Genomic DNA, 25275 nt, shown 5'->3' with positions numbered 1-25275 from the left:
CACATGGAACTCCACACCCTCGTCCAGCTCACCCTCGGAGCGGCGCTGCTGACCTGCGTGTTCGCGGTGATCGGCGTGCACAGCTACGCCCGGGGCCGGGCCCGGCGGGCCGAGCTGGTGGACCGGCTCACGCACACCGGGCCACCGGATTCGGGCACCGGGCGCGGGCGGCACTTCCGCGATCTCGACCGGCGGCTGCGCCGTACCCGCCTCGGTCGCTGGCTCGAACGGCGCCTCGCCGCCACCGGGTTGGACATCACGCCGGGCGAGTTCTTCGTCGCCATGCTCGGTACGGTCGCCGCGCTCTGGCTGATCGGCCAGGCCGCGCTCGCGCCGTTCTTCGGGCCGATCGCCGGGCTGCTGGGCATCTGGGCGGCGGTGCAGTTCCTCAACTGGCAGCGGCGCAGGCGCATCGAGCGGTTCATCGGCCAACTCCCGGAACTCGCCCGCATCCTGGCCAACGCCACGCAGGCGGGGCTCGCCCTGCGGACCGCGATCGGCATGGCGGCGGAGGAGCTGGAGGCGCCGGCCGGGGAGGAACTGGTCAAGGTATCCGACCAGTTGGCGATCGGCCATTCGCTGGACGACGCCCTCGGTGAACTCGCCGACCGGCTCCCGTCGCGGGAACTGGTCGTGCTGGTGACGACGCTGGTGCTGTCCAACCGGGCCGGCGGCCAGGTCGTCTCCGCGCTGCGCAATCTCACCGAGACGCTGGAGGAGCGCAAGGAGACCCGGCGGGAGGTCCGTACCCAGCTCTCCCAGGTGACCATGACGTCGTACGCCGTGCCCGTTCTCGGGGTCGGCGCGTTGTTCCTGATGAACGGCGTCAGGGACGGCGCCCTGGCCCGGATGACCGGCTCCCCGGTGGGCCAGGGCTGCGTGCTCGTCGCGTTCGGGCTGTACGCGGTCGGTTTCGTCCTCATCCGGCGGCTCAGCCGCATCGACGTGTGAGGGAGGGAGGATCCTGATGGCCTTGCTGCTCGCCCTGCTGACGGGCGTCGCCGTGTGGGGGATCTTCACCGGTGTGCGCATGTACCGCGCCGACGCCAAGCTCCCCGTCGACCTCGCCGTCGCCCTGGAGGTGGGCGCCACCCGCACCGGCGCGGTGGGCTCCGTGATCGACCGCATGGGCATGCGGTACGCGCCGCTGGTGCTGCGGCTGATGGGGCCCCGGCTGGTCGCCCGGTACCGGCGCCGGATCGACCTCGCGGGCAACCCCGGGGGCCTGACCATCGACCGGTACGCCGCCCGCCGCGCGGTGTACGGCGCGCTGGGCGGTGTGGGCTTCCTGGTGTTCCTGCTGCGCGGGCAGTGGTTCGTGGCGGTTCTGCTGCTGCTGTTCGGGGCGTTCTGGACGGAGGTCGGGATCTGGTCGGCGATCCGGGTCCGCCGGGACGTGATCGAGCGGACCCTGCCGGACTTCCTGGACGTGCTGGCGGTCGTGGTCAGCGCGGGGCTCGGCTTCCGGCAGGCCCTGGACCGGGTGGCGTCCCGCTACGAGGGCCCCTGGGCCGACGAACTCCGGATCACCCTGCGCCAGATGGACCTCGGCATGAGCCGCCGCCAGGCCTTCGCGGAGCTGCGCCGGCGCAATGACTCCGAACAGGTCGCCATGTTCGTCACCGCGCTCCAGCAGGGCGAGGAACTGGGCGCGCCGATCGTCGACACCCTCGTCTCGCTGGCCAGGGACATGCGCCGCACGGACGCCCAGAACGCCCGCCGCAAGGCCGCTCGCGCGGTGCCCAAGGCCACGCTGATGATCACCACCTTCATGGTCCCGGCGACGATGCTCCTCCTCGGCGCGGGCCTGATCCTGGGCTCGGGCGTGGACTTCGGATCCCTCACGGGGAAGTGAGGGACGTGGGGTGTGAAAGAGCGAGGCGCGTGCGGGGGGTGCTTTCGGAGGGGGCGCGGTGGGTGCGGGACGGCGGGGCGGGGGCGGGCGGATCGCCACGGCGGGGTGTGACGGCCCCTGCCGGGCCGGTGCCGGGTGCGGCGGGCCCTGGCGGGTCGGTGCCGGGCGACGCGGTGGCTCATGCGGAGCCGGTGCCGGACGCCGCGGTGACGGGCGCCGAGCCGGGGGCGGGGGACGCGGTGGTGACCGGCGGCTCCTCGCCGGATCGTGTGCCGGGTCTTGCCGAGGCGGGGCCGGGCGGGGTGGCGGCTTCGGCTGAGCGCGCGCTGGCGCTGGGCGTGGAGGCCCCTGTCGAGCCGGTGCAGGACGGTGGGACGGCTCCCGCGGAGCCAATGCCGGACCGTGCGGCGGCGGCTCCCGCCGGAGTCTTCGTCCGGCTCTTCGCCGGTCATGTGGCGGGCGGTGCGGCGGCCTCGGCCGAGCCGGTGTCGGGTGCGGCGGGCCCCGTCGAGCCGGTGCAGGACGGTGGGACGGCTCCCGTAGAGCCAATGCCGGACCGTGCGGCGGCGGCTCCCGCCGGAGTCTTCGTCCGGCTCTTCGCCGGTCATGTGGCGGGCGGTGCGGCGGCCTCGGCCGAGCCGGTGTCGGGTGCGGCGGGCCCTGTCGAGCCGGTGCAGGACGGTGGGACGGCTCCCGTAGAGCCAATGCCGGACCGTGCGGCGGCGGCTCCCGCCGGAGTCTTCGTCCGGCTCTTCGCCGGTCATGTGGCGGGCGGTGCGACGGCCTCGGCCGAGCCGGTGCCGGGTGCGGCGGGCCCTGTCGAGCCGGTGCACGACGATGGGACGGCTCCCGCGGAGTCCGCGCCGGACGACGTGACGGCCCCCGCCGGAGCACTCGTCCACGCCTCCGCCGAGTCTCCCGCCGGGCCCTCTGCCCGGACCCCATCCCCATCCCCATCCCCGCCCCTGTCCCCGTCCCCGTCCCCCGCCGAGCCTCCCGCCGCGCCCCCCGCCCGGTCCCTGTCCCCGTCCCCCGCCGAGTCTCCCGCCGCGCCCCCCGCCCGGTCCCCGTCCCCGTCCCCCGCCGAGCCTCCCGCCGGGTCCCCGTCCCCGTCCCCGTCCTCCGCCCAGCCCTCCGCCGATCCCCCCGACCCCCCCTCCGAGCAGCTCCAGATCCGGGCGTTGCAAGCCATGTGTCGGCAAGTCTTCGGGTTTCGGTTGGCCATGATCGGTGTGGCGGCGCCCGCGGCCCTGTTGCATGCCGCGCCCGGGGTCGGGGTGCGGCTGGTCGGGGTGGCGGTCGTTGTCGCGGTCATGGTGTCGTACGTCCTGTTCCGGGACTGGGAGCGGTTCGGGCCGCTGCTGTTGCGGCACCCCGCGCTGCTCGTCGCCGACACCCTCATCGGGTCGCTCCTGCTGGTCTCGGCCGGGCCTGACACCACGCTCGCCTATGCCGGTGTCTGCACCCCGCTGCTCGCCGGGCTGCTCTACAGCTGGCGCGGGGCGGCCTGTTTCGCGTCGCTCCAGGCGCTGATCCTGTTCGTCGTCCACCTCACCCTGAAGGCCGACCGGTCCGCCCCCGTGGCCGAGGCGCTGCTGCTGCCCGGTCTGTGCGTCGTCGCCGGGGCCATGGGCTCGACCCTGCGCGCTCTGATGCTCCGCTTCGGCGCCGCCACCGAGGCGCTGACGACCGTACGGGCGCGGCTCGCCGCGGCGGAGGCCGTGAGTGCCGAACGCGCCCGGCTGGCACGGGAGATGCACGACTCCGTCGCCAAGACCCTGTACGGCGTCGCCCTCGCCGCCGACGGCCTCGCGGCCACCGCCTCGGCCACCGCCCCCGACCCGGCCCGCATCCGCGACCAGGCCGAACTGGTCTCCCGCTCGGCCCGCCGCGCGGCGACGGAATCGAGGGAACTGCTCATGGACCTACGACGCGAAGGGCCCGAACAGGACGAGCGGACCGCGCCGTCCAAGCCGTTCTGGTCCGAACTCGCCGACTCCGTACGAGACTTCGCCGCCCGTACGACGCTCGACGTCACCTGCGCCTGCCCGGACCCCCCGGCCACCCTCCCGCCGCTGCCCGCCGCCCCGGCCCGCGCCCTCCTCGCCGTCGCCACGGAGGCACTGGAGAACGCCCACCGGCACGCGGACGCGACCCGGGTGGACGTACGGCTCCGCGTCGACGGTGCCCTGCTGCGGCTGACGATCCACGACGACGGCCGCGGCCTGCCCCCCGGCACCACCCTCGAACAGCTGCGCGCCCGCGGCCACTTCGGCCTGCTCGGCATGGTCGAGCGGGCCGCACAGGCGGGCGCCCGCATCCGCATCGGCCGCGGCCCCCACCCCCGCGGCACCGAGGTGCGCGTCGAACTCCCCTTGCGCACCCAGGATTCCTGACAGGAGGCACGGCACACCCATGCGGCAGCACCCGAACGACCCCGGCATACCGGCCTTCCAGCCGCCCGCCCGATTAAGGCTGCTGGTGGCCGACGACAATCCCGTGGTGCGCGCCGGTCTGACCGCGCTGCTCACCGACCGCGCGGAGACCACCGTGGTGGCGCAGGCGGCGGACGGCCGCGAGGCGTACGAGGCCGCGCTACGGCATCATCCGGACGTCATCCTCCTCGACGTCCGCATGCCCGGCGTCGACGGCATCTCGGCATTGCCCCACCTGGCGCGCCTCGCGCCCGTCATGATGCTCACCTACAGCCATGAGGCCGAGACGGTGCGGGAGGCGCTGCGGCTGGGGGCGGGGGGATACCTGGTGCACGGCGAGTTCACCACCGAGCAGCTGGTGCGCGCCGTACGGGACGTCCACGAGGGCCGGCCGCATGTGACACCGGGGGCGACGCGGGCGTTGGTGGACGGATTGCGGGGGAGTGCAGCTGCACACGGAGACTCCCAACTCGCCGCCACAGAAGGCCAAAATACCTCCCCTCCTCCTTCACAACTGCAATCCTCTATGGGACAGTCGATCCGCTCGCGGTTCCGGCTGAGTGTCAGGGAGGCGGAGATCATGGACCTCATCGCGTCCGGCATGACCAACCAGCAGATCGCCGCCGTCTGCTTCATCAGCGAGAAGACGGTCAAGAACCACATCAACCGCATCTTCGCCAAGCTCCAGACCGCCACCAGGTCCCAGGCCGCGGCGAAATGGCTGGGGGTGGCGTGAGATGCCGGACCGGACCGGCGCCGACACCGTGAAATGGGCCCGGGGTTGGGCCCTGGGACCCTCGGCCGAGCGGGTGGCCGCCTCGTACGGTGCCCCGATCGGACGCGCAGCTGGAGGGGACAACCGTGAGCAAATGGTTCAACACCACCGTGACGTATCTGATGACCCGCGCCGCGCGCGACGACCGGGGCCAGACCGCGGTGGAGTACCTCGGCATCATCGCGGTGGTGGTGGCGATCGTGCTGGCGATCACCGGGACGAGCATCGGGCAGACGATCTACGACGCGATCACCTCGAAGATCTCCGAGGTCACCGGCGGCTGACCCGTCCGGTCCGCGACGCAGGGCAGGCCTTCCCCATCTATCTCACGGTGGTGGCGGGCCTGCTCTTTCTCGCGCTCGCCTATCTCGCGGTCGGCCAGGCGGCGGTGAACCGGGGCGGCGCCCAGACGGCCGCCGACGCCGCGGCGCTCGCCGCGGCCCAGGACGTGCGGGACCAACTCACCGGCCAGTGGCTGAAGGTGCTGCTCGACCCGACGAAGTGGCAGGCCGTCCTCGACGGCGACGCGCCCCTCGCCGGCGACCCCTGCGCACGGGCCGGGGAACTGGCCGGGCGGAACGACGCCCGGCTGACCGGATGCGCTCCGGCCGGGCCGCTGAAGTACTCGGCCGAGGTGCGGACCGACAAGTCCGTCGGCCGCTCCGTCGTACCCGGCACGGAGAGGTTCCGCTCGACCGCCTCCGCCACCGCCGAGATCGAGCCCCTGTGCACCTTCGAGCTGCCGCCGAAGGGTGCCGGGGACGGTCCCGCGCACGGCGCCGCGAAGGCGGATCTGCCCCGGCTCACCTGCAAGGACAAGGTATGGGACCTGGATCCGGACGACCCCTCGGGACTTCCCGGGCCCGAGGACCTCTTCGATGTGCATCTGGCCGACTGACGAACGACCGACTGGCGAACGATGAGTGACGAAGGAAGCGGACTATGACCATGCGGTTCACCGCGAAGACCCGCAGAGGGATGGTCGCCCTGGCCGTCGCGGCCGGACTGGCCGCGGGCGCGGCCGGGTGCGGCAGCGGCGGCGACGACGGCAAGCGGCCGGAGCGGACGGCACCCGCTTCCAGCGCGGCCGGGGCGGGGCCCAGCGCCCAGAAGGGGCAGTCGGACAAACCGCTGGCCGAACTGCGCGGCTCCGACGGCCTGAGCCTCCAGATCACCTCCGCCCAGCGGGACTCCGGCGGGTTCGTCACCGTCAACGGCACCCTGAAGAACGACGGCGCCCAGAGCGTCGTCATCCCCTCCGCGCTCAGCGGCAACGAGACCGAGATCATCAAGAACGGCAGGTCCCTGGGCGGGGCCACCCTGGTCGACCCCAAGGGCAAGAAGCGGTACTACGTGCTGCGGGACACCGAGGGCCGGCCGCTGACCACCACGGGCTTCTCCACCCTGCGGGCCGGCGACACCCTCGCGGTCTTCATGCAGTTCCCGGCGCCGCCCGCGAACCAGGTGGAGTTCCAGCTGCCCACCTTCTCCTCCGCCACCCTCCCCATCTCCGGCTGAGGCACCCGTGACCACCCGACCCCGTCTCGCGCTCACCCTCACCTCCGCCGCGTTCCTGCTGGCCACCACGCTCACCGCCGCGCACGCCGACAGCACGGACCCCGCCGAGCCCCCCGACACCGCGCCGTCCGCCGCCGCGCCCGTGAAGATCGACCCCAAGGACCCGGACCTCAAGCTGCCCGAGGGCGCCACGCTCGCCCAGCCCAAGGTGCTGGACATCAAGTCGGTCGTGGAGGACCAGAGCGGGGACGAGCGCCGCGAGGACACCAACGCGGACGTCACCTTCGCCCTCCAGGCCGAGGTCCTCTTCGGCAAGGACAGCGCGCAGCTCGGCGCCGACGCCAAGGCCCGTATCGCCGCGATCGCCGCCGAGATCAGGAAGCAGCGCGCCACCCAGGTCCGCGTCTTCGGGTTCACCGACGACCTCGGCTCCTCCAGCCACGGCGTCCTCCTGTCCCGGCAGCGCGCCAACGCCGTCCAGGCGGTCCTCGGCCAGGACCTCGACAGCCCCGACATCACCTTCGAGGTCCGCGGCTACGGCGAGCAGTACCCCATCGCCGACAACTCCACGGAGGAGGGGCGCAAGAAGAACCGCCGGGTGGAGGTGTCCTTCCCGCGCACCGCGGACTGACGGCCGGGGCTCACCCGCCCTCGCCCACCGCCACCTTCACCCGCACCCCGGCCCGCAGCCCCCACCCCGCCATCGCCCCCGCCTCCGCCTCCAGCACATGCCGGGCCCGCGGGCGGGGCAGGCCCAGGCGGCCCGGCTTCATGGTGCGAACGGCGCGGACCGTCAGCCGGCGGTCCAGGTACGCCACGTCGATGGGGATGCGCATCCCGAAGGTGTGGATGCTGTTGGCCGGGGACAGCAGCAGCGCGCCGTCGACACCGGTCCGGCCGAGCAGCCCCCTGGTGCGGGCCCGGTAGGAGGCCGCGATCTCCAGGGGGACCTCCATCGCCCGGGGCTCCCCGGGGATCCGCAGCACTCCCGGGCCGTCCCGCCACCGCCGTCGCGCCATCGTTCCTCCACCGTCAACGGGCCTGCCCCGTAAAGCGTTTGTCCCCTTCCCCATCCCCCGCCAGGAAGGTCCCCATGACTTCACTCGGCATTGTGTTCCGGCCCCGGCTCCCTCCCGAGCGGCTGCGGGTGAGGAGCGGACCGGCTCATCGAGGAGGGCCGGGCGGAGGCCGGGCGCACGGAGCCGCACCGGGTGGTCGTCCATCTCCTGGCCGCCACCGGCGCGGGCGCCGTCGCCGGAGCCGTACGGCGGCAGGTGGAAAAGGGGAGGACCGGGGCGTCGGCGCTCGTCATCATGGAGGGCATGACTCCAGCCCGCCGGTCCTTCGCCGAACTCGTCGCCGAGGGGGCCGCCGTGCCCACCGAGGGGTGGGACTTCTCCTGGTTCGCGGGCCGGGCCACCGAGGCGCGGCCCTCCTGGGGGTACGCGCGCTCGGCGGGGGAGCGGCTGGCCGCCGCCGAGGCCGCGCTGGACATCCAGACCGGGGGCGGGGAGGTGCTGGCCTTCAGCCTCGGCGCGGCCGCCCCGGCCCGGCCCCGGCTGGTCGCCGCCACCGAGGGCTGGCCGCCGAACACGGCCAGGGCCACCGAGCTGCTGCGGCCGCACGGCGCGGTGGTCGTCGCCGCCCCGGACGACGCGCCGCTGCCCTTCGCCGACGGGGCCTTCGACCTGGTGCTCAGCAGGCATCCGGTGGTGCCGCACTGGGCCGAGATCGCGCGGGTGCTGCGGCCGGGCGGCACGTACTTCGCCCAGCATGTCGGGCCCGCCAGCGCCTTCGAGCTGGTCGAGCACTTCCTCGGGCCGCAGCCGGAGACCGTGCGCCGGGCGCGGGATCCGCGGCGGGAGCGGGCCGCGGCCGAGGCGGCGGGCCTGGAGGTCGTCGCCCTGCCGGCGGAGCGGCTGCGGATGGAGTTCCATGACATCGCCGCCGTTGTCCACTTCCTGCGCAAGGTCGTCTGGATGGTGCCCGGGTTCACCGTCGAGGCGTACGAGCCCCAACTCAGGGCGCTGCACGAGCGGATCGAGCGACAGGGGCCGTTCGTCGCCCACAGCTCGCGGCACCTCTTCGACGCCCGCAAACCCCGTTAGAACTCTCCGGGGCCCCGCAGTGTCCACATCGTTATCGGACTCTGTTCACACCAGCCCCACCCGTCACGTAAGTTCAGACCAACGCAATTCGCGCCAGCAAAGCAGCGCGGGCGGTACCGCGCAGTGGAGGGGGCTGCGCGGTGCCGTGAAACGGGGAGATCGCCCCGTTGGGGGCGCGCGGAAGCCGTCACCTCACCGTTCGCCGCACGGGTGGTCCGTCGGAGGGATTCGGGGGCAACACGCCGACGCGCCCCCGGATGGCGGCAAGTCTCCGAAATCCTTCGGTTTTCATCGCGTCCGACCAGGTTTGCCTGGGATTCCCCGGTGAATCGACCGGAAAGACCCCCTGAATCCATCGTTCCGCATCCACCAGGGCGTTCCCGGGTGACTTCGGAGAGTAGTTGTGGGGCGCCAATGCCCCCATCCGCCCTTACGAAGGGTTATGGTGGAAACCCCCCCTCGGGCCGGTCCGTCTCCCCCCCACGGACCGGCCCGTTTTTTCTTGCCCGCGCCAGAGGTCCCGACCGGGAACCGGTCACCACCCGGCGTGCGTCCCTACAGCGAGGACCGGAGTCCCGATCCCGCCCCCGCCCCCTCGCCCCGCCGCAGCAGGGCCGGACCAGGGCCCGGGCAGCGGTAGGCTCGACGGGCCCGGCAACGTACCCCGCGCCAACCCCCCGGAGGGCCACGTGAACCTGCGCGACAAACTGCGCGGCCTGCTGGTCAGGCTCTACGCACGCCGGGTGGAGGGCCACCTCGACCACGCCCAGGTGCCCAAGCACATCGGCGTCATCATGGACGGCAACCGCCGCTGGGCGAAGGCGTCGGGCTCCACCACCGTCCACGGCCACCGGGCCGGCGCGGAGAAGATCGAGGAGTTCCTCGGCTGGTGCTCCGAGACCGATGTCGAGGTCGTCACCCTGTGGCTGCTGTCCACGGACAACTTCGACCGTCCGCAGGACGAACTCGGCCCCCTGCTCGGCATCATCGAGGACGTCGTACGCACCCTCGCCACCGACGGCCGCTGGCGGGTGCACCACGTGGGCGCCATGGACCTGCTCCCCGCGGGCATGCAGGCCACCCTCAAGGAGGCCGAGGAGGCCACCGCCCACACCAAGGGCATAGTGGTCAACGTGGCCATCGGGTACGGCGGCCGGCAGGAGATCGCCGACGCCGTGCGCTCCATGCTGGCCGAGGCCCACGACAAGGGCGTCACGATGGCGGACCTCGCCGAGTCCGTCGACATCGACATGATCGGCCGTCACCTCTACACCAGTCACCAGCCCGACCCGGACCTCGTCATCCGCACCAGCGGGGAGCAGCGGCTGTCCGGATTCATGCTGTGGCAGACCGCCCACTCCGAGTACTACTTCTGCGACGTCTACTGGCCGGCCTTCCGCAAGGTCGACTTCCTGCGCGCGCTGCGCGACTACGCCGCACGTCATCGGCGCTTCGGCGGCTGAGACACGCCCGAGGGCCCCGCCGGTGATTCCACCGGCGGGGCCCTCGCGCATTCCCGTTCGAACTGTCGTCACCAGGAGTTCACCGCCGCTGCGATGGCCGCTTTTGCATGGCGGCGCTCGTTCGAGGGCATAGACCAAGCAGGTCGACGCCCGAACCCCGGGCGTCGGATCTCAGCGGGCGGCAGGGGCCGTCCGCCCGGGAGGTCCTTTGCACCAGCACGACCGTGCGACAGCGCCGCGGAGGTCCGGCCCCCGGCCCGCCGTGTGCAGGGGCCGCCGGCCGGCCCGGTCCGTCCCGCCCTCCCGGCCCGGCTTCCGCTTCGTCGCTCCCCGACCTCATCCGAGGGGGTACGTCCTTCCGTGGTGACCAGCACAAAGCGCCACAAGCCCGACCGGCGCACCTATGTTCTCGACACCAGCGTCCTGCTGGCCGACCCGAACGCCCTGACCCGCTTCGAGGAGCACGAGGTGGTGCTCCCCATCGTGGTGGTCACGGAGCTGGAGGCCAAGCGGCACCATCCCGAACTCGGGTACTTCGCCCGCCAGGCCCTACGCCTGCTGGACGACTACCGGGTGCGGTACGGCCGCCTCGACTCCCCCATCCCGATCGGGGAACTGGGCGGGACCATGCGTGTCGAGCTCAACCACTCGGACCCCAGCGTGCTGCCCACCGGCTACCGCCTCGGGGACAACGACTCCCGCATCCTCGCGGTGGCCCGGAACCTCCAGGCCGAGGGGTTCGACGTCACCGTCGTGTCGAAGGACCTGCCGCTGCGCATCAAGGCCTCGTCCGTCGGGCTCCTCGCCGAGGAGTACCGGGCGGAGCTGGCCATCACGGAGAACTCCGGCTGGACCGGGATGACCGAACTGACGCTCCCCGGCGAGCAGGTGGACGTCCTCTTCGAGGCCGGACACCTCTATGTACCGGAGGCGTCCGAACTCCCCGTGCACACCGGTCTGACCATCCAGTCGGAGCGCGGCAAGGCGCTCGGCCGGGTCACCGCGGAGGGCAACGTCCGGCTGGTGCGCGGCGACCGGGAGGCGTTCGGCATCAAGGGCCGCAGTGCCGAGCAGCGCATCGCCCTCGATCTGCTGCTCGACCCGGACGTCGGGATCGTCTCGATGGGCGGCCGGGCCGGCACCGGCAAGTCGGCGCTGGCGCTCTGCGCGGGTCTGGAGGCGGTCCTGGAGCGCCGCCAGCACCAGAAGGTCATGGTGTTCCGGCCGCTGTACGCGGTCGGCGGGCAGGAGTTGGGCTATCTGCCGGGCAGCGAGGCGGAGAAGATGAGCCCCTGGGCCCAGGCCGTGTTCGACACGCTGTCGGCGGTCACCAGCCGGGAGGTCATCGAGGAGGTCACCGCGCGCGGCATGCTGGAGGTCCTGCCGCTCACCCATATCCGCGGCCGCTCGCTGCACGACGCGTTCGTCATCGTGGACGAGGCGCAGTCCCTGGAGCGCAATGTGCTGCTGACGGTGCTGTCCCGGATCGGCGCCAACTCCCGGGTGGTACTGACCCATGACGTGGCACAGCGGGACAATCTGCGCGTCGGGCGGTACGACGGTGTGGTCGCCGTGGTGGAGAAGCTGAAGGGGCATCCGCTGTTCGCGCATGTCACCCTGACCCGGTCCGAGAGGTCCCAGATCGCCGCCCTTGTGACCGAAATGCTCGAAGACGGTCATATCTGAGCCGATCCAGCCCAGTTGGCGCCGTCCGGCAAAAGGCATCAGAGCCTAGCCGGGCGGCGCCTTCGTGTGTGGGCGATTCCGGAAATCCCTTGGGCCAAACGGGATGTGAGCTTTCACACTCAACTCGGAATTGCCTCCCGGCGTCCGGTTACGGCAGAGTCTCAGTCCTGTCAGGCCCCGCATACGACACAGCTGCACCACCTGGGGGTACCTCCCACGCCTTTAAGGCTGTGGGGGAGGTGTGGAACACCAGGAAAAGCACCAACTCCATAGCGTTCGTCGTATGCCGCCCGCGCACCACGCGGCGCTTCCCGCAGGGGGAGTTGCCCACCGGGCCCGTGCCTCCCGTGACCCCGCAGTTGGGAGGCCAGTGTTCAGGGGCACGATTGCGTCCGCCAGGGTCACCGAAGCGGGCGATGCTGGAAGGAAACCGTGTGAGCCGGATTTCGGTCCGGGGATTCGCAGTGGCCTCGGCCACCGCGGTCACCGCCGTCGGAAGCGTCGTCGGAGTTGCCTCGGGCAGCGTCGCGCAGAACAACGACGCCGAGCCGACGGCAGCAGCCGACACCACGCTCCTCGCGGACATACCCACGGGTCAGCAGGCCCAGGTCCAGTCCGCGACCCTGACGCAGCAGGCCGACTCCCAGGCCATCGCCGCGGACGCGAGCGCCAAGAAGGACGCCGAGGCAGCAGCCCGCAAGGCCGCCGCCGAGACCGCGATCGCGAAGAAGGCAGCCGCCCAGAAGGCGGCCGAGGAGGCCAAGCAGCGCACGGAGACCAAGGCCGCCGCCAGCCGTGGCGACGCCAATGCCAGCTTCCCCGTGCAGACCTCGTACTCGATCGCCCAGATCCAGGCGATGGCCCGCCAGATCGTGCCGTCCGGCCAGTACCAGTGTTTCAGCAACATCGTGAACCACGAGTCCAGCTGGAACTACCGCGCGGTCAACGCCTCCTCGGGTGCCTACGGCCTCGTCCAGGCCCTGCCCGGCGGCAAGATGGCCTCCGCGGGTGCCGACTGGCAGACCAACCCGGCCACGCAGATCAAGTGGGGCCTCAACTACATGAACCAGCGTTACGGCAGCCCCTGTGACGCCTGGACCTACTGGCAGGCCAACGGCAACTACTAGTTCCGGCCACGCCACGCTCAACCCCGCGCAGCCCCTTCCCGTCCTCTGGGAAGGGGCTTTCGCACTGTACGGTCGTAGGCGCACGACTCCACGCGGGGGAAGAGGATGGATGATGTCGCGAGTGCCAGGGTGGCTCGGCAAGCTGGGCGCGGGTCTCACCGAGATGAGCGAGCGGCTGGACGCCCGCCAGGCGGAGGTGTCCGAGGAGGACACCGCGCCCGAACCGGCGCGCCGGGAGCCGGTCATGGCCGATGCGGTGTCCTCGGCCGCGCCCGATGCCGCCTCCGCCACCGCGCCCGACGCCGTCGCCGACGCGGTGCCGCACGCCCGCCGTCCGCCCGTCTCGGCCCCGCCCGTCCCGCGCCCCGATCCCGCCCAGGCCGTGCCCTGGGGAGTGCGGGTCGCGGCCGAGGCCGGCTGGCGGCTGCTGGTGCTCGCGGGCACCGTCTGGGTGCTGATGCGGGTCATCAGCGCCGTCCAGCTGGTGGTGTTCGCCTTCGTCATCGCCCTGCTGATCACCGCGCTGCTGCAGCCGACGGTCGCCCGGCTCACCCGCCGCGGGGTGCCGCGCGGCCCGGCCACGGCGCTCACCGCGATCAGCGGCTTCGTGGTGATCGGCCTGATGGGCTGGTTCGTGACCTGGCAGGTCATGGAGAACATCGACACGCTCTCCACCCAGATACAGTCCGGCATCGACGATCTGCGCAACTGGCTCCTGAAGAGCCCCTTCCATGTCACCGACAAGCAGATCAACCAGATCGCCAAGAACCTGCGCGAGGCCATCGGCGCCAACGCCGACCAGATAACGTCGGCGGGCCTGGAGGGCGTTCAGGTCATAGTGGAGGCCCTGACCAGCATCCTGCTGGTGTTCTTCTCCACGCTCTTCCTGCTCTACGACGGCAAGCGCATCTGGAGCTGGGTCCTGAAGCTGGTGCCCTCGGCCGCCCGGGAGGGCGTGGCCGGCGCCGGCCCGCGCGCCTGGCGCACCCTGACCGCCTACGTCCGCGGCACCGTGCTGGTCGCCCTGATCGACGCGACCTTCATCGGCATCGGGATCTACTTCCTCGATGTGCCGATGGCGGTCCCGCTGGCCGTCTTCATCTTCCTGTTCTCCTTCATCCCGCTGGTCGGCGCGGTCGCCTCCGGCGCGCTCGCGGTGATCGTGGCCCTGGTGACCCAGGGTGTGTTCACCGCGGTGATGACCCTGGTCGTGGTGCTCGCCGTGCAGCAGATCGAGGGGCATGTGCTCCAGCCCTTCATCCTGGGCCGCGCGGTGCGGGTGCACCCCCTCGCGGTGGTGCTGACCGTGGCGGCCGGCGGCATGGTGGCCGGGATCGGCGGCGCGGTGGTCGCCGTACCGCTGGTGGCGGTGGCGAACACGGTGGTGGGCTATCTGCGGCAGTACTCCGAGGAGTTGCACCAGCCGGCCGCCGGGGCCCCGGCCCCGGAGGAGCCGGTGGCGAACGCGGAAGACCCCGCCCACCAGGGGTGAGCGGGGTCCTCGGCTGAAGCGGTGTCGGCCTTACTCGGCCAGCACGGCCTCGGCCTCCAGGGTGGCGCCGACCGCCTGCACGACGGCAGCGATCTTGAAGGCCTCCTGGATGGTGTCGCGCTCCATACCGGCCTTGCGCAGCACCTGCTCGTGCGAGTCCAGGCACATGCCGCAGCCGTTGATCGCGGAGACCGCGAACGACCACAGCTCGAAGTCGACCTTCTCCACGCCCGGGTTGCCGATGACGTTCATCCGCAGGCCGGCGCGCAGGGTGCCGTACTCGTGGTCGGACAGCAGGTGCCGGGTGCGGTAGAAGACGTTGTTCATCGCCATGACGGCGGCCGCGGACTTGGCCGCGGTGTACGCCTCCGGCGAGAGGTTCGCCTTCGCCTCCGGCTCCAGCTCACGCAGCACGATCGGGGAGCGGGAGGCGATCGCGGTCGCGAGCACCGTGCCCCACAGCTGCTGGGCCGGCAGGTCGGAGTTGCCGATGACCGAGCCCAGGTTGAGCTTGAGGTCCTTGGCGTAGTCCGGGACCCGGGACTTCAGCGAGTCGAGCGACATGGGTCACTCACCAGCCAGCAGCGCGACCGGGTCGAGGGTCTCGTCGCCCTTGCTCCAGTTGCACGGGCACAGCTCGTCGGTCTGGAGGGCGTCCAGGACCCGCAGGACCTCCTTGGGGTTACGGCCCACGGAACCGGCGGTCACCATCGTGAACTGGATCTCGTGGTTCGGGTCCACGATGAACACGGCGCGCTGCGCGAAGCCGTCCTCGCCCTCGATGCCCAGGTCACGCATGAGCTCGTGCTTGGAGTCGGCGAGCATCGGGAAGGGCAGCTCGGTCAGGTCCGGGTGGTCCTTGCGCCAGGCGTGGTGCACGAACTCGGAGTCACCGGAGAAGCCGAGGATCTGGGCGTCGCGGTCGGCGAACTCGTCGTTCAGCTTGCCGAACGCGGCGATCTCGGTCGGGCAGACGAAGGTGAAGTCCTTCGGCCAGGCGAACACGACCAGCCACTTGCCCTCGTAGGACTTGTGGTTGAGCTGCTCGAACTCCTTGCCCTTCTCCAGCGAGACGCAAGCGGTCAGGTCGAACTCGGGGAACTTGTCACCGACAGTGAGCACAGGCTCTCCTTGCAGCGAAGAATCACCCCTTTTGAGGATGATTCCCATGGGTTGGACTTCGTCGATGTTGGCACAGGGTGCATTGATTAGGGAAATAGCTACACTCGGTCGTGTTGATCGGAGGTATCTATCAGTGACCATCAGTAACGGCAGACGGAGGCAGCCGAGCCTCGCGCAGCTGCGTGCCTTCGCCGCCGTGGCCGAGCATCTGCACTTTAGGGACGCGGCGGCGGCCATCGGCATGAGCCAGCCCGCCCTGTCCGGCGCGGTCTCGGCGCTGGAGGAGACACTCGGAGTGACCCTCCTTGAGCGTACGACGCGCAAGGTACTGCTCTCGCCCGCGGGGGAGCGGCTCGCGGTGCGGGCCAAGGCGGTGCTGGACGCGGTCGGCGAGCTGCTGGAGGAGGCGGAGGCGGTCCGCGCCCCCTTCACCGGGACGCTGCGCCTCGGGGTGATCCCCACCGTGGCGCCGTATCTGCTGCCGACCGTGCTGCGGCTCGTCCATGAGCGCTACCCCGACCTCGACCTCCAGGTGCACGAGGAGCAGACCTCCAGCCTGATCGACGGCCTGGCCGTCGGCCGTCTGGACCTGCTGCTGCTCGCCGTCCCGCTCGGTGTCCCCGGCATCGCCGAACTCCCGCTGTTCGACGAGGACTTCGTGCTGGTCACCCCACTTGACCACTGGCTCGGCGGCCGCGAGGGCATCCCGCGCGAGGCGCTGAAGGAGCTGAATCTGCTGCTGCTGGACGAGGGGCACTGCCTGCGCGACCAGGCTCTGGACATCTGCCGCGAGGCCGGTCGCGCGGACGCCCCGGTCACTACCACGGCCGCGGGGCTGTCCACGCTGGTCCAGCTGGTCGCGGGCGGCCTCGGCTGCACCCTGCTGCCGCGCACCGCGCTCAAGCTGGAGACCACGCGCAGCAGCCAGTTGCTCACCGGCTACTTCGCCGATCCGGCCCCGAGCCGCCGGGTCGCCCTCGCGATGCGGGCGGGCGCGGCACGCGGTGCCGAGTACGAGGAGCTGGCGGGGGCGCTGCGGGAGGCGATGCGGACGCTGCCGGTGCGGATGCTCGACGGCGGGTGACCGCCGTACGCGAAGGGCCCCTCCCGAATCCGGGAAGGGCCCTTTTCCGTAAGGGACTTACTCGGTGCGCAGCCCCTCCGGGCGCATCAGCCGCAGCAGCGGCGGCAGGCTCAGCGCGGTGACCACGAGGACCACCGCCGCGCCGGCGCCGGTCAGCGACAGCACGCTTTGCCAGTCCACGCCCAGCGGCGAGCCCACCATCTTCAGCAGCACCGAACCCAGCGTCAGTCCGACGGCCGTGGCCAGCAGCAGGCCGAGCGCGACCGGGAGCGCGGTCTGCCAGAACACCGACAGGCTCAGGGTGCGCCGCCGGGTGCCGAAGGCCATCAGCGAGGACAGCAACTTCCGCCGCTCGCGCAGCTGTTCCAGCTGGGTCACCAGCAGGCTGGTGCCGATCAGCGCCAGCACGCACAGGGCGCCGACGTACAGACCGGTGCGGATGGAGGTGAACTTCTTGGACTGCTCGGTGGAGGACCACACCATCACATCGGCGAACGGGTCGACCTTCGCCGCCGTGTTGCGGGTGTACTCGGACACGTCGGGCACGCTCTTGTCGAACATGACGTACACCGTGCCGTCCAGCAGCCGGTCCACCCGGTCCGGCACCGCCGCCGGGGTCAGCAGGATGGCGCTGCTCTTGGTGCCGTTGGGGCTGGTGATCGCGTGGGCCGGCTTCAGGCCCGCCGGCACCTTCCAGCGCACGTCCGGGCCCGTTCCCGCGCCGTGGTCGGCGTCGAGATGGAGCACCCGGCCCGGCTGGGCGAGCTTCCTGACGGCGGGGTCGTCGTCCCCGCCCGTCACCACGAAGGCGTCCCCGTCGCGGCAGGACGGCAGCTGGGCCGTCTCGCGCAGCGAGGCACAGGTGCCGGAGACCAGCACGGTCGTGTCCCCGGGCCCGTTCTTCCAGTCCTTCTCGCCCAGGGAGGCGCTGCCGAGCGAGACCGCCTTGCGCACGCCCTTGGTCGTGCGGAACTGGTCCGCGGCCGTGCGGAACGGGGTGCCGTCCGACAGGTTGATCTGCATCTGCGCCCGGGTGATGTCCTGGCCGGTGTTCTTGGTGTAGTCACCCTGGACCCCGGCGAACAGCATCTGGAGCGCGATCGCGCCGGCCACCGCGACGGCGATGCCGTTCACCATGCGGGCCGCCGAACCGCTGCTCAACTGGAGCCGTCGTACCGCGAGTTGCCAGGCCACCGAGCCGCGGTGCAGCCGGGCCACCACCGCCTCCACGGCCCAGGGCAGCAGCGCGGTGACGCCGACGAGCAGCAGCAGCACGCCGCTGGTCACCAGGTACTGGTTGAACTGGCCGTCCGAGCCGCCCTGGCCGATCATCGGGGCGAGCAGCGCGATGCCGCCCACCGGCAGCAGCAGCCGCCACCACAGCCGGCGGCGCGGCGGCTTGGCCGTACGCACCACGCCCAGCGGCTCGATGACCACCCCGCGCAGCGCGAACAGCGTGACCAGGACTGCCGCCGCGGGCACGGCGAGGACGACCAGCGCGGCCAGCGCGGGCGAGGGGTCGAGGTAGTCGGGGAACGCGCTGACGCCCACGACCTCCACCGAGCCCGCGAACTGCCGGCCCAGCAGGAAGAAGGCGGTGCCGAAGACCAGTCCGACCAGCGATCCGGCCAGCGCCTCACCGGCCGCGATCCGCCGGGTCATCCGGCTGTCGGAGCCCACCAGGCGCAGTGCGGCCAGTCTGCGGTCGCGCCGCTCGCCGCCGAAGCGCACGGCGGTGGCGATGAACACCGCCACCGGCATCAGCAGCACCACGAAGACCACCAGCACCAGCAGGATCAGGATCGGATCCATGCGGGTCGGCGGGGTCGCGTCGGTCGCGCCGTACATGTTGATCCGGGCGGTCCGGGAGCCGTCGATCTTCGGGGCGAGGTTCTTCGCCCCGGCGTAGTAGGCGAGCTCACGCGAGCCCACCAGCCCGTCCTCGGTGATCGTGCCGGTGATCCGGTACGGCAGCCGGGCCCGCAGCAACTGGCCCTCGCTGGAGTCGAGCAGCTTTTTCAGGGCGGGGGAGACGACCATGTCGCCGGTCGCCGGGTACGCGGTCAGGCCCGGCGGGATGGGCGCCTTGGGGCCCTCCGGCTCCACCAGTCGGCCGCGCACGTCATGGCCGTGGAACTCGGTGTCGGTGTCCGAGATCACCAGGGTGTTCGCGGCCTTCGGCCGTACCGGGCCGTAGGTGTGGTCCGCGCGGGCGTTGTCCCGGGTGTGCCGGACCGAGAGCGCGTTCGGTATCGCGGTGGTGAGCAGCAGCAGCGCCACGCCGAGGCCGACCCCGACCGCCGTCAGCAGCACCCGGATCCAGCCCTCACGCCCTCCGGTGAAGGCGAACCGGAAGCCCAGGCCGAGGTCTCTGCCCCACTGGCGGGTGTTCATACGGCGCGCTCCATGTCCCGGGACTTGCCGTCGCGTACGACGATCTCCCGGTCGGAGTAGGCGGCGACCCGGGCCTCGTGCGTGACCAGCACGACGGCCGCGTTGGTGGAGCGGGCCGCGTCGGTGAGCAGCTCCATCACGCGCTCGCCGTTGAGGGAGTCGAGCGCGCCGGTCGGCTCGTCCGCGAACACCATCCGGGGCGCGGTGACCAGGGCGCGCGCCACCGCGACCCGCTGCCCCTGGCCGCCGGAGACCTCGCCGGGCCGCTTGCCGCCCAGGTCGTCCACCTCCAGCCGCTCCAGCCAGGTCAGCGCGGCCCGTTCGGCCTTCTTGCGTGGGGTGCCGTTGAGCCGCAGCGGCAGCGCCACGTTCTCCACACAGGTCAGCTCGGGGACCAGCTGGCCGAACTGGAAGACGAACCCGAACTCGCTGCGCCGCAGCGCGCTGCGCTCGGCGTCGCTCATGCCGGACAGCTCCCGGCCGTCGTACATGATCGACCCGGAGTCGGGCGGCACGATGCCGGCCAGGCAGTGCAGCAGCGTCGACTTGCCGGAGCCCGAGGGGCCCATGATGGCGACGACCTCGCCGGGGTGGATGGAGAACTCGGCGCCGTCCAGCGCGACCGTCGGGCCGTACGCCTTGCGGAGGTCCCGGGCGGTGAGCAGGGAACCGGGGGGAGGAGTCATGCGGCGACCTCCGCGCGCAGCTTGTCCAGACGGGCGGTGGTCAGTTCCAGCCAGCGCAGATCGGCCTCCAGATGGAACAGGGCGTGGTCGCAGATCAGCTGGTCGGCGAGGTCGCCCTTGCGCTTGCGGTCGGTGAGGATGCGCATGCTGCGCAGATGCTCGGAGCGCTGGACGTCGAGGACGCCGGCGGCGTCGCGGTGGGTGAGGAGGGCGAGGACGACCTTGGTGTACAGGGTCGACTGGAGGTACTCCTCCGGCTTCTCCGGGGTGGCGAGCCAGCGCTGCACGTCGGTGATGCCGGCGTCGGTGATGGCGTACCGCTTGCGCTCGGGGCCGCCGCCGGTCTCTATGCCGTCGACCTCCACGAGGCCGTGCTTCAGCAACCGGGACATCGTCGAGTAGACCTGGCCGTAGTGCAGGGGCCGGTCCTGACCGAACTTCTCGTCGAAGGCCCGCTTGAGGTCGTAGCCGTGGCGCGGGCCGGACTCCAGGAGTCCTAGGAGGGTGTGACCGATGGACATGCCCCGCACTCTACACACCGTGTATACGCAATGTGTATACACGCCGGGTGTAGCTCTATGACTTCTGGGCGCGGAGCAACCTTGGACCCCTGGTAACCGTCGGTTCCCTTGGAACGGGTGCTGATTCTCACGTCCGTAAAAGAGCGGATCGGTTGCCCTTTGTCATATAGGCGAGTGTTAGCTTTCGGAGCTGACCACCGAGACGGAAGCGGAGCGAAGGACTCATGGGACGAGCGGAAGAGAGACGAGCGCGACAGCGCGGCGGCCACCGCGCGGCGCCCCAGCGCCGCCGCTCGATACCCGAGACCGGCAACGGATCGGCGGGTCTCGCGCCCGGGGGCAAACCCCGCAAGAGCTTCCTGCGCCGGATGTTCACGTGGAAGAAGATCCTCGGTACGTTCTTCGGACTGTGCCTGCTGTGCATAGGCGGCTTCGCGGCCGCCTACGCGCTGGTGGACATACCGGCGGGCAACGCCGACGCCCAGCTGCAGAGCAACATCTACAAGTACAGCGACGGCACCATGCTCGCCCGCACCGGGCAGCTCAACCGGGAGAGCGTCGACCTCTCCGAGGTCCCCAAGGACGTCCAGCTCACCTTTGTCGCGGCCGAGAACAAGAGCTTCTACCACGACTCCGGCGTCGATCTGCGGGGCACCGCACGCGGTGTGCTCAACACCGTCATGGGGCGCGGCACGCAGGGCGGTTCGACGATCACCCAGCAGTACGTCAAGAACTACTACCTCGACCAGAACCAGACCGTCTCGCGCAAGCTGAAGGAACTGGTCATCTCGCTGAAGCTGGACCGTCAGAAGTCCAAGGGGTACATCCTCGCGGGCTACATCAACACCAGCTACTACGGCCGCGGCGCCTACGGCATCCAGGCCGCGGCGCAGGCGTACTACCACAAGGACGCCAAGGACCTCACGGTCGAGGAGGGCGCCTACCTCGCGGCCCTGCTCCAGGCGCCCAACGAGTACGACTTCGCGCTGGCTTCCGACACCGGCAAGCGGCTGGCCGAGGCGCGCTGGAACTACGTCCTGGACAACATGGTCAAGCAGCACTGGCTGGACGCCGGCAAACGCCAGGCCATGCACTTCGAGAGGCCGAAGGCGCCCAAGGCGGCGCCCGGCATGAAGGGCCAGACCGGCTACCTGGTGGACGCGGCCAACGCCTCCCTGGAGCGGCAACTGGTCGCCCAGGGCAGCGCCGCCACGATCGGCGACGCCGAGGCGCTGGTGAAAAAGGGCGGCTGGACCATCACGCTCAACATCGACAAGGGCAAGCAGCACCAGCTGGAGCAGGCCGTCAAGCAGCAGCTGACCAGCAAGCTCGACGCGAAGCGGCGCTCCGTCGACGGCGATGTCCAGCCCGGTGCCGTGTCCGTGGACCCGAAGACGGGCAAGGTCCTCGCCATGTACGGCGGCGTGGACTACTTCAAGCACTTCAGGAACAACGCGACCCGCACCGACTACCAGCCCGCCTCCACCTTCAAGCCGGTGATCCTCGCCGCGGCGCTCCAGCAGGGCTCCGTCACCCAGGACGGCAAGCCGATCAACGCCGACACGGTGTACGACGGCACCAGCGGCCGCCAGGTCGTGGACCACGGCGGCAAGGTCGGCTTCGGCCCGCCCAACGAGGACGACGCCAACTACGGGAACATCACCGTCCAGAAGGCCATGGACGACTCCGTCAACTCCGTCTTCGCGCAGATGGGCGTCGACGTCGGCATGGACAAGGTGATGAGCACCGCCAAGCAGCTCGGCATGGACACCACCGGCATGCAGGCGGTGCCCGCGCAGACGCTGGGCTCCATGGGCGCGAGCCCGCTGGAGATGGCCGGTATCTACGCGACCCTCGACAACCACGGCAAGAAGGTCACCCCGGCCATCATCAAGTCGGTGGAGCACAAGGACCGCGACGTCACGCTCCCGAACCCGATCGGCGACCAGGTGCTCAGCAGGACGGCGGCCGACACGGTCACCTCCGTGCTCACCGGCGTGGTCGACGACGGTACGGCCAAGGTGTCGGTGGCGGCCAACCCGGCGCGTGACGGGCAGCAGGTGGCCGGCAAGACGGGTACGTCCGACAACAACAAGTCGGCCTGGTTCACCGGCTACACGCCCGGCCTGGTCACCTCGGTCGGCCTGTTCGGCGAGAGCGCCAAGACCCACGCACAGGTCCCCCTGACGGGCGCCACCGGCCTGCTCCCGGGCACCGGCCGGGTCAACGGCGGCACCTACCCGGCGCAGATCTGGGCCGCCTACACCTTCAACGCGATGGACGGCGTCAGCAAGTTCGACCTGGACACCTCCCAGGGCGCCGCCGTCGAGACCCCGACGCCGTCGAACAGCGCGACCAAGACCCCGACCCAGTCGCCCTCGCAGTCGCCGTCGGGCACGCCGTCGCAGTCCCACTCCCCGACCCAGTCGCCCACCCAGTCGCCGACGCAGAGCCCGACCCAGTCGCCGACGCAGACCCCGACCGCCCCGCCGACCAGCGAGCCGCCGACGGGCGACCCCACCCAGGACAACCCGCTCGATCAGTTCGGGGGACAGCGGGAGCAGCTGGGACAGCAGCAGCGGATGAAACAGCCGTAGCCGGACATGCGGCAGAAACGGCCGTAGGCGGTACGCATGAGGGAGGGCGCCCGGTACTTCACCGGGCGCCCTCCCTCATGCGTACCGCCTCAGCCGCGGTGCAGCTCGAACCACACCACCTTGCCGGTGCTCAGCCGGGTCGCGCCCCACCGCCGGGCCAGCTTGTTGACCAGGTACAGGCCCCGCCCGCCCTCGTCCGTGGCCCGCGCCTGCCGCAGCCGCGGCAGCTGCGGCACATCGTCGCCGACCTCGCAGCGCAGTACATGGGTGCGCAGCAGCCGCAGCGTCACCGGCCGCGACGCGTACCGTACGGCGTTGGTCACGACCTCGCTGACCAGCAGCTCCACCGAGTCGGTGAGGTCCTCCATGTCCCAGCGGGCGAGCGCGCGCCGGGCCAGCCGACGGGCCTGGCCCGGGGCCGAGTCCTCCGGCTCCAGCGTCCAGTACGCCACATCGCTCGGCGCGATCCCGTCGAAGCGGGCCGCGAGCAGCGCGATGTCGTCGTCCCGGTCGCCGGGCCCGAGCATGTCGAGGACCTCGTCGCACAGGGCCTCCAGCGGCGGCGGATGGTCCGGACCGGTCAGCTGCGCGGTGGCGGCGAGCCGCTCGCGCAGCTGCTCTATGCCCGTCCACACGTCCCGCAGCCGGGACTCCACCAGGCCGTCGGTGTACAGCAGCAGCGTGGCCCCGGCCGGCGCGTCCAGCTCGACCGCCTCGAAGTCCACCCCGCCGACGCCGATCGGCGCGCCCGGCGGCACCCGCAGCACCTCGGCCCGCCCGCCCAGATGCAGCAGCACGGGCGGCGGATGACCGGCGTTGGCGATGGTGATGCGATGCGTGACCGGGTCGTAGACGGCGTACAGACAGGTCGCCATGCGGTCGGTGCCGAGCCGCTGGGCCTGCTCGTCCAGGTGGTGCAGCACCTCCTGCGGCGGCAGATCGAGCCCGGCCAGGGTCTGCGCGGTGGTGCGCAGCTGGCCCATGATCGCCGCCGAGGTCATGGAGTGGCCCATGACGTCGCCGACCACCAGCGCGACCCGGCTGCCGGGCAGCGGGATCGCGTCGTACCAGTCGCCGCCCACCCGCGCGGTCTCCGCGGCCGGCAGATACCGGGAGGCGAGCCGCACCCCGGTCGGGCGGGGCAGGGTCTCGGGCAGCATGGTGCGCTGCAACTCGTCGGCGATGTACGCCTCGCGGCCGTAGAGCACCGCCTTGTCGATGCCGAGCGCGCTGTGCGTGGCCAGTTGGGCGGCCACCAGCAGATCGTCCGTCTCGAACGCGGGGCGCTCGGGGCGGCGCAGGAACAGGGCGGCGCCGATCACCCGGCGCCGGCCGCGCAGCGGCGCGAGGATCGCGTGCTGCCCGGAGGGTACGAGCGCCTCCGCGCCGTCGCCGAGCAGTTCGGGCAGCGCGGCCCTGGCGGCCGGGGCGTCCGCGAACACCGGGCGCACCCCGCGCAGCACTTCGTTCAGCGCGCCGCCGGGGCGCACCTCGCACAGCTCGGTGGTCAGCGAGGACAGCTCCGCGAGCGCGACCGGCTCGGGCTCCGGCTCGAACGCGCCGGGCAGCAGGACGCCGTCGGTGTCCCGCTCCTCAGGTATGCGGTCGGTGCGGCGCAGCCGCAGGACGACGGGGCCGGTGGGCCGTTCGTCGCCGACCGGCAGCGGGTCGCGCAGATAGACGAGGATCGCGTCGGAGAACGTCGGCACCGTGGCCCGGCACAGACCCATCACGATCTCGTCCAGGTCGAGGCCGCGGGCGATCCGCCGGGTGGCCGCGCCGACGAACCTGAGCCGGTCGCCGTCACGCCGCATGGGCATCGGCCGCCCCGGCGGCAGGCCCCGTCCGGTACGGCGCTCCGGACCGCCCGGCGCCCGCTCCTGGTCGGCGCCTGGCTGCGGCGGAATGGCCTCCGCGGGACGCGGGCGATGGGCCGCGCCGGCGTCCGCGGTGGCGGGCTGGGAGTGCTCCGGGCCGTTGACTGGGGGCTCCTTCCCCTTGCCGTCCATTGGCTGGCCACACGAGGTGGCCGTCCCGGGCCCCGACGGCGTCCCGTCCGCCCGTGCCTGCACGGGTAAGACGGGGGTGCCGACCGGTTCCGGGGCATGCGTCAGCGCCCCGCGGCCGTCCGCGGGGTCGGCGCCCGCCTCGGGGCGCTCGAAGGAGGTGGGCTGCTCCGTCACGCGTGTCGCATCCATCCGTCCGGGGCTGCGCGCCGGGCGCGCAGTCGGTCCCGCAGAAGTCCCGATACCCGCAATACGTGCCCCGGGAACGGATTTTCCGCGGGCCCGGAGGAAGTTCCCGTGCCACCGGCGTGGCCCGCGCGCCCGGCGGTGCTCCCCTGATACCCCTCGTTCACGTCCCTGCCGCCCCTCGGTGACGATCGGTCAAGCCCGGCGCAAGCCGCGGAAG

22 protein-coding genes are annotated in these 25275 nt (G+C 71.7%); 15 read left to right on the top strand and 7 right to left on the bottom strand.

The genetic code is table 11. The annotated features are described in order from the left end of the window. Positions 1 to 3: 3 nt before the first annotated feature. The 8 genes from ACLF5H_RS36750 to ACLF5H_RS36715 all read left to right on the top strand — a co-directional run bounded on the left by ACLF5H_RS36750 (position 4) and on the right by ACLF5H_RS36715 (position 7214). Positions 4 to 951 (top strand): type II secretion system F family protein, encoded by a 948-nt coding sequence (locus tag ACLF5H_RS36750; protein ID WP_421680321.1) that lies wholly within the window; start codon positions 4 to 6, stop codon positions 949 to 951. Between the two features lie 16 nt (positions 952 to 967). Continuing rightward, the gene (locus ACLF5H_RS36745) at positions 968 to 1855 is read left to right on the top strand and encodes a DUF5936 domain-containing protein (RefSeq protein ID WP_421680320.1); all 888 of its coding nucleotides are present in this window, start codon (positions 968 to 970) and stop codon (positions 1853 to 1855) included. A gap of 1019 nt (positions 1856 to 2874) precedes the next feature. Beyond that, positions 2875 to 4251: a sensor histidine kinase gene (locus ACLF5H_RS36740; protein ID WP_421680340.1), complete on the top strand. Its 1377-nt coding sequence runs from the start codon at positions 2875 to 2877 to the stop codon at positions 4249 to 4251. 19 nt (positions 4252 to 4270) lie between these two features. Beyond that, positions 4271 to 5026 (top strand): response regulator, encoded by a 756-nt coding sequence (locus ACLF5H_RS36735; protein WP_421680319.1) that lies wholly within the window; start codon positions 4271 to 4273, stop codon positions 5024 to 5026. A 125-nt stretch (positions 5027 to 5151) separates the two neighbouring features. After that, a complete protein-coding gene (locus ACLF5H_RS36730) occupies positions 5152 to 5349 on the top strand; it encodes a Flp family type IVb pilin (RefSeq protein ID WP_421680318.1) in 198 nt (65 codons plus the stop codon). Next, on the top strand, positions 5346 to 5963 hold the full coding sequence (locus ACLF5H_RS36725; protein WP_421680339.1) for a pilus assembly protein TadG-related protein: 618 nt from the start codon (positions 5346 to 5348) through the stop codon (positions 5961 to 5963). Before ACLF5H_RS36730 ends, ACLF5H_RS36725 begins: the two co-directional genes overlap by 4 nt. 44 nt (positions 5964 to 6007) lie before the next feature. Next, positions 6008 to 6583 carry a hypothetical protein gene (locus ACLF5H_RS36720; RefSeq protein ID WP_421680317.1) on the top strand — a complete coding sequence of 192 codons (576 nt, stop codon included), beginning with the start codon at positions 6008 to 6010 and terminating at the stop codon, positions 6581 to 6583. Between the two features lie 7 nt (positions 6584 to 6590). Continuing rightward, entirely contained in the window at positions 6591 to 7214 is a 624-nt protein-coding gene (locus ACLF5H_RS36715; protein ID WP_421680316.1) for an OmpA family protein, read from the top strand. A 10-nt stretch (positions 7215 to 7224) separates the two neighbouring features. Here ACLF5H_RS36715 and ACLF5H_RS36710 read toward each other — a convergent pair whose 3' ends face one another. Beyond that, positions 7225 to 7602 (bottom strand): DUF192 domain-containing protein, encoded by a 378-nt coding sequence (locus tag ACLF5H_RS36710; RefSeq protein WP_421680315.1) that lies wholly within the window; start codon positions 7600 to 7602, stop codon positions 7225 to 7227. 303 nt (positions 7603 to 7905) lie between these two features. On the opposite strand from ACLF5H_RS36710, the gene ACLF5H_RS36705 reads away from it, so the two are divergent. The 5 genes from ACLF5H_RS36705 (at position 7906) to ACLF5H_RS36685 (ending at position 14459) form a co-directional block, all read left to right on the top strand. After that, entirely contained in the window at positions 7906 to 8691 is a 786-nt protein-coding gene (locus ACLF5H_RS36705; protein WP_421680338.1) for a class I SAM-dependent methyltransferase, read from the top strand. Between the two features lie 689 nt (positions 8692 to 9380). Continuing rightward, positions 9381 to 10154, top strand: a complete 774-nt coding sequence (locus tag ACLF5H_RS36700) for an isoprenyl transferase (RefSeq protein ID WP_421680314.1) — start codon at positions 9381 to 9383, stop codon at positions 10152 to 10154. A 360-nt stretch (positions 10155 to 10514) separates the two neighbouring features. Further along, positions 10515 to 11840, top strand: a complete 1326-nt coding sequence (locus ACLF5H_RS36695) for a PhoH family protein (protein WP_361675051.1) — start codon at positions 10515 to 10517, stop codon at positions 11838 to 11840. A 434-nt stretch (positions 11841 to 12274) separates the two neighbouring features. Next, positions 12275 to 12967, top strand: a complete 693-nt coding sequence (locus tag ACLF5H_RS36690; RefSeq protein ID WP_421680313.1) for a transglycosylase SLT domain-containing protein — start codon at positions 12275 to 12277, stop codon at positions 12965 to 12967. Positions 12968 to 13079: 112 nt separating this feature from the next. Beyond that, positions 13080 to 14459 carry an AI-2E family transporter gene (locus tag ACLF5H_RS36685; RefSeq protein WP_421680312.1) on the top strand — a complete coding sequence of 460 codons (1380 nt, stop codon included), beginning with the start codon at positions 13080 to 13082 and terminating at the stop codon, positions 14457 to 14459. A 30-nt stretch (positions 14460 to 14489) separates the two neighbouring features. Here ACLF5H_RS36685 and ACLF5H_RS36680 read toward each other — a convergent pair whose 3' ends face one another. Beyond that, positions 14490 to 15023, bottom strand: coding sequence for an alkyl hydroperoxide reductase (locus tag ACLF5H_RS36680; protein ID WP_365203873.1), 534 nt, complete (start codon positions 15021 to 15023; stop codon positions 14490 to 14492). 3 nt (positions 15024 to 15026) lie between these two features. Continuing rightward, positions 15027 to 15581 (bottom strand): peroxiredoxin, encoded by a 555-nt coding sequence (locus ACLF5H_RS36675; protein ID WP_085566341.1) that lies wholly within the window; start codon positions 15579 to 15581, stop codon positions 15027 to 15029. A gap of 133 nt (positions 15582 to 15714) precedes the next feature. On the opposite strand from ACLF5H_RS36675, the gene ACLF5H_RS36670 reads away from it, so the two are divergent. After that, a complete protein-coding gene (locus tag ACLF5H_RS36670; protein WP_421680311.1) occupies positions 15715 to 16665 on the top strand; it encodes a LysR substrate-binding domain-containing protein in 951 nt (316 codons plus the stop codon). Positions 16666 to 16722: 57 nt separating this feature from the next. Here the strand turns inward: ACLF5H_RS36670 and ACLF5H_RS36665 are convergent, their stop codons facing one another. From ACLF5H_RS36665 to ACLF5H_RS36655, 3 genes are read right to left on the bottom strand one after another with little or no spacing between them, the layout of a single operon-like run. Continuing rightward, complete coding sequence (locus ACLF5H_RS36665) at positions 16723 to 19059, bottom strand: ABC transporter permease (RefSeq protein ID WP_421680310.1); 2337 nt, start codon at positions 19057 to 19059, stop codon at positions 16723 to 16725. Beyond that, the gene (locus ACLF5H_RS36660; RefSeq protein WP_136099932.1) at positions 19056 to 19745 is read right to left on the bottom strand and encodes an ABC transporter ATP-binding protein; all 690 of its coding nucleotides are present in this window, start codon (positions 19743 to 19745) and stop codon (positions 19056 to 19058) included. Before ACLF5H_RS36660 ends, ACLF5H_RS36665 begins: the two co-directional genes overlap by 4 nt. Beyond that, positions 19742 to 20266 carry a PadR family transcriptional regulator gene (locus tag ACLF5H_RS36655; RefSeq protein WP_037661752.1) on the bottom strand — a complete coding sequence of 175 codons (525 nt, stop codon included), beginning with the start codon at positions 20264 to 20266 and terminating at the stop codon, positions 19742 to 19744. The genes ACLF5H_RS36660 and ACLF5H_RS36655 overlap by 4 nt, the downstream gene beginning before the upstream one ends. A gap of 224 nt (positions 20267 to 20490) precedes the next feature. Between ACLF5H_RS36655 and ACLF5H_RS36650 the strand changes: the two genes are divergently transcribed. Continuing rightward, complete coding sequence (locus ACLF5H_RS36650) at positions 20491 to 22863, top strand: transglycosylase domain-containing protein (protein ID WP_421680309.1); 2373 nt, start codon at positions 20491 to 20493, stop codon at positions 22861 to 22863. Between the two features lie 89 nt (positions 22864 to 22952). On the opposite strand, the gene ACLF5H_RS36645 is transcribed toward ACLF5H_RS36650, so the two are convergent. Next, positions 22953 to 25046 carry a SpoIIE family protein phosphatase gene (locus ACLF5H_RS36645; protein WP_421680308.1) on the bottom strand — a complete coding sequence of 698 codons (2094 nt, stop codon included), beginning with the start codon at positions 25044 to 25046 and terminating at the stop codon, positions 22953 to 22955. Positions 25047 to 25275 lie beyond the last annotated feature (229 nt).

The sequence above is a fragment of the Streptomyces sp. LaBMicrA B280 genome, from assembly GCF_049222185.1.
Lineage (GTDB): Bacteria > Actinomycetota > Actinomycetes > Streptomycetales > Streptomycetaceae > Streptomyces > Streptomyces murinus.
Note: the sequence above shows the minus strand (reverse complement) of the source record. Positions and strands in the feature narration are given on the sequence as shown.

Coding starts and splice junctions, on each gene's coding strand:
- ACLF5H_RS36750 (WP_421680321.1), top strand. CDS start 4: ATGGAACTCCACACCCTCGTCCAGCTCACCCTCGGAGCGGCGCTGCTG.
- ACLF5H_RS36745 (WP_421680320.1), top strand. CDS start 968: ATGGCCTTGCTGCTCGCCCTGCTGACGGGCGTCGCCGTGTGGGGGATC.
- ACLF5H_RS36735 (WP_421680319.1), top strand. CDS start 4,271: ATGCGGCAGCACCCGAACGACCCCGGCATACCGGCCTTCCAGCCGCCC.
- ACLF5H_RS36720 (WP_421680317.1), top strand. CDS start 6,008: ATGACCATGCGGTTCACCGCGAAGACCCGCAGAGGGATGGTCGCCCTG.
- ACLF5H_RS36710 (WP_421680315.1), bottom strand. CDS start 7,602: ATGGCGCGACGGCGGTGGCGGGACGGCCCGGGAGTGCTGCGGATCCCC.
- ACLF5H_RS36705 (WP_421680338.1), top strand. CDS start 7,906: ATGACTCCAGCCCGCCGGTCCTTCGCCGAACTCGTCGCCGAGGGGGCC.
- ACLF5H_RS36685 (WP_421680312.1), top strand. CDS start 13,080: ATGTCGCGAGTGCCAGGGTGGCTCGGCAAGCTGGGCGCGGGTCTCACC.
- ACLF5H_RS36680 (WP_365203873.1), bottom strand. CDS start 15,023: ATGTCGCTCGACTCGCTGAAGTCCCGGGTCCCGGACTACGCCAAGGAC.
- ACLF5H_RS36665 (WP_421680310.1), bottom strand. CDS start 19,059: ATGAACACCCGCCAGTGGGGCAGAGACCTCGGCCTGGGCTTCCGGTTC.
- ACLF5H_RS36660 (WP_136099932.1), bottom strand. CDS start 19,745: ATGACTCCTCCCCCCGGTTCCCTGCTCACCGCCCGGGACCTCCGCAAG.
- ACLF5H_RS36655 (WP_037661752.1), bottom strand. CDS start 20,266: ATGTCCATCGGTCACACCCTCCTAGGACTCCTGGAGTCCGGCCCGCGC.
- ACLF5H_RS36650 (WP_421680309.1), top strand. CDS start 20,491: ATGGGACGAGCGGAAGAGAGACGAGCGCGACAGCGCGGCGGCCACCGC.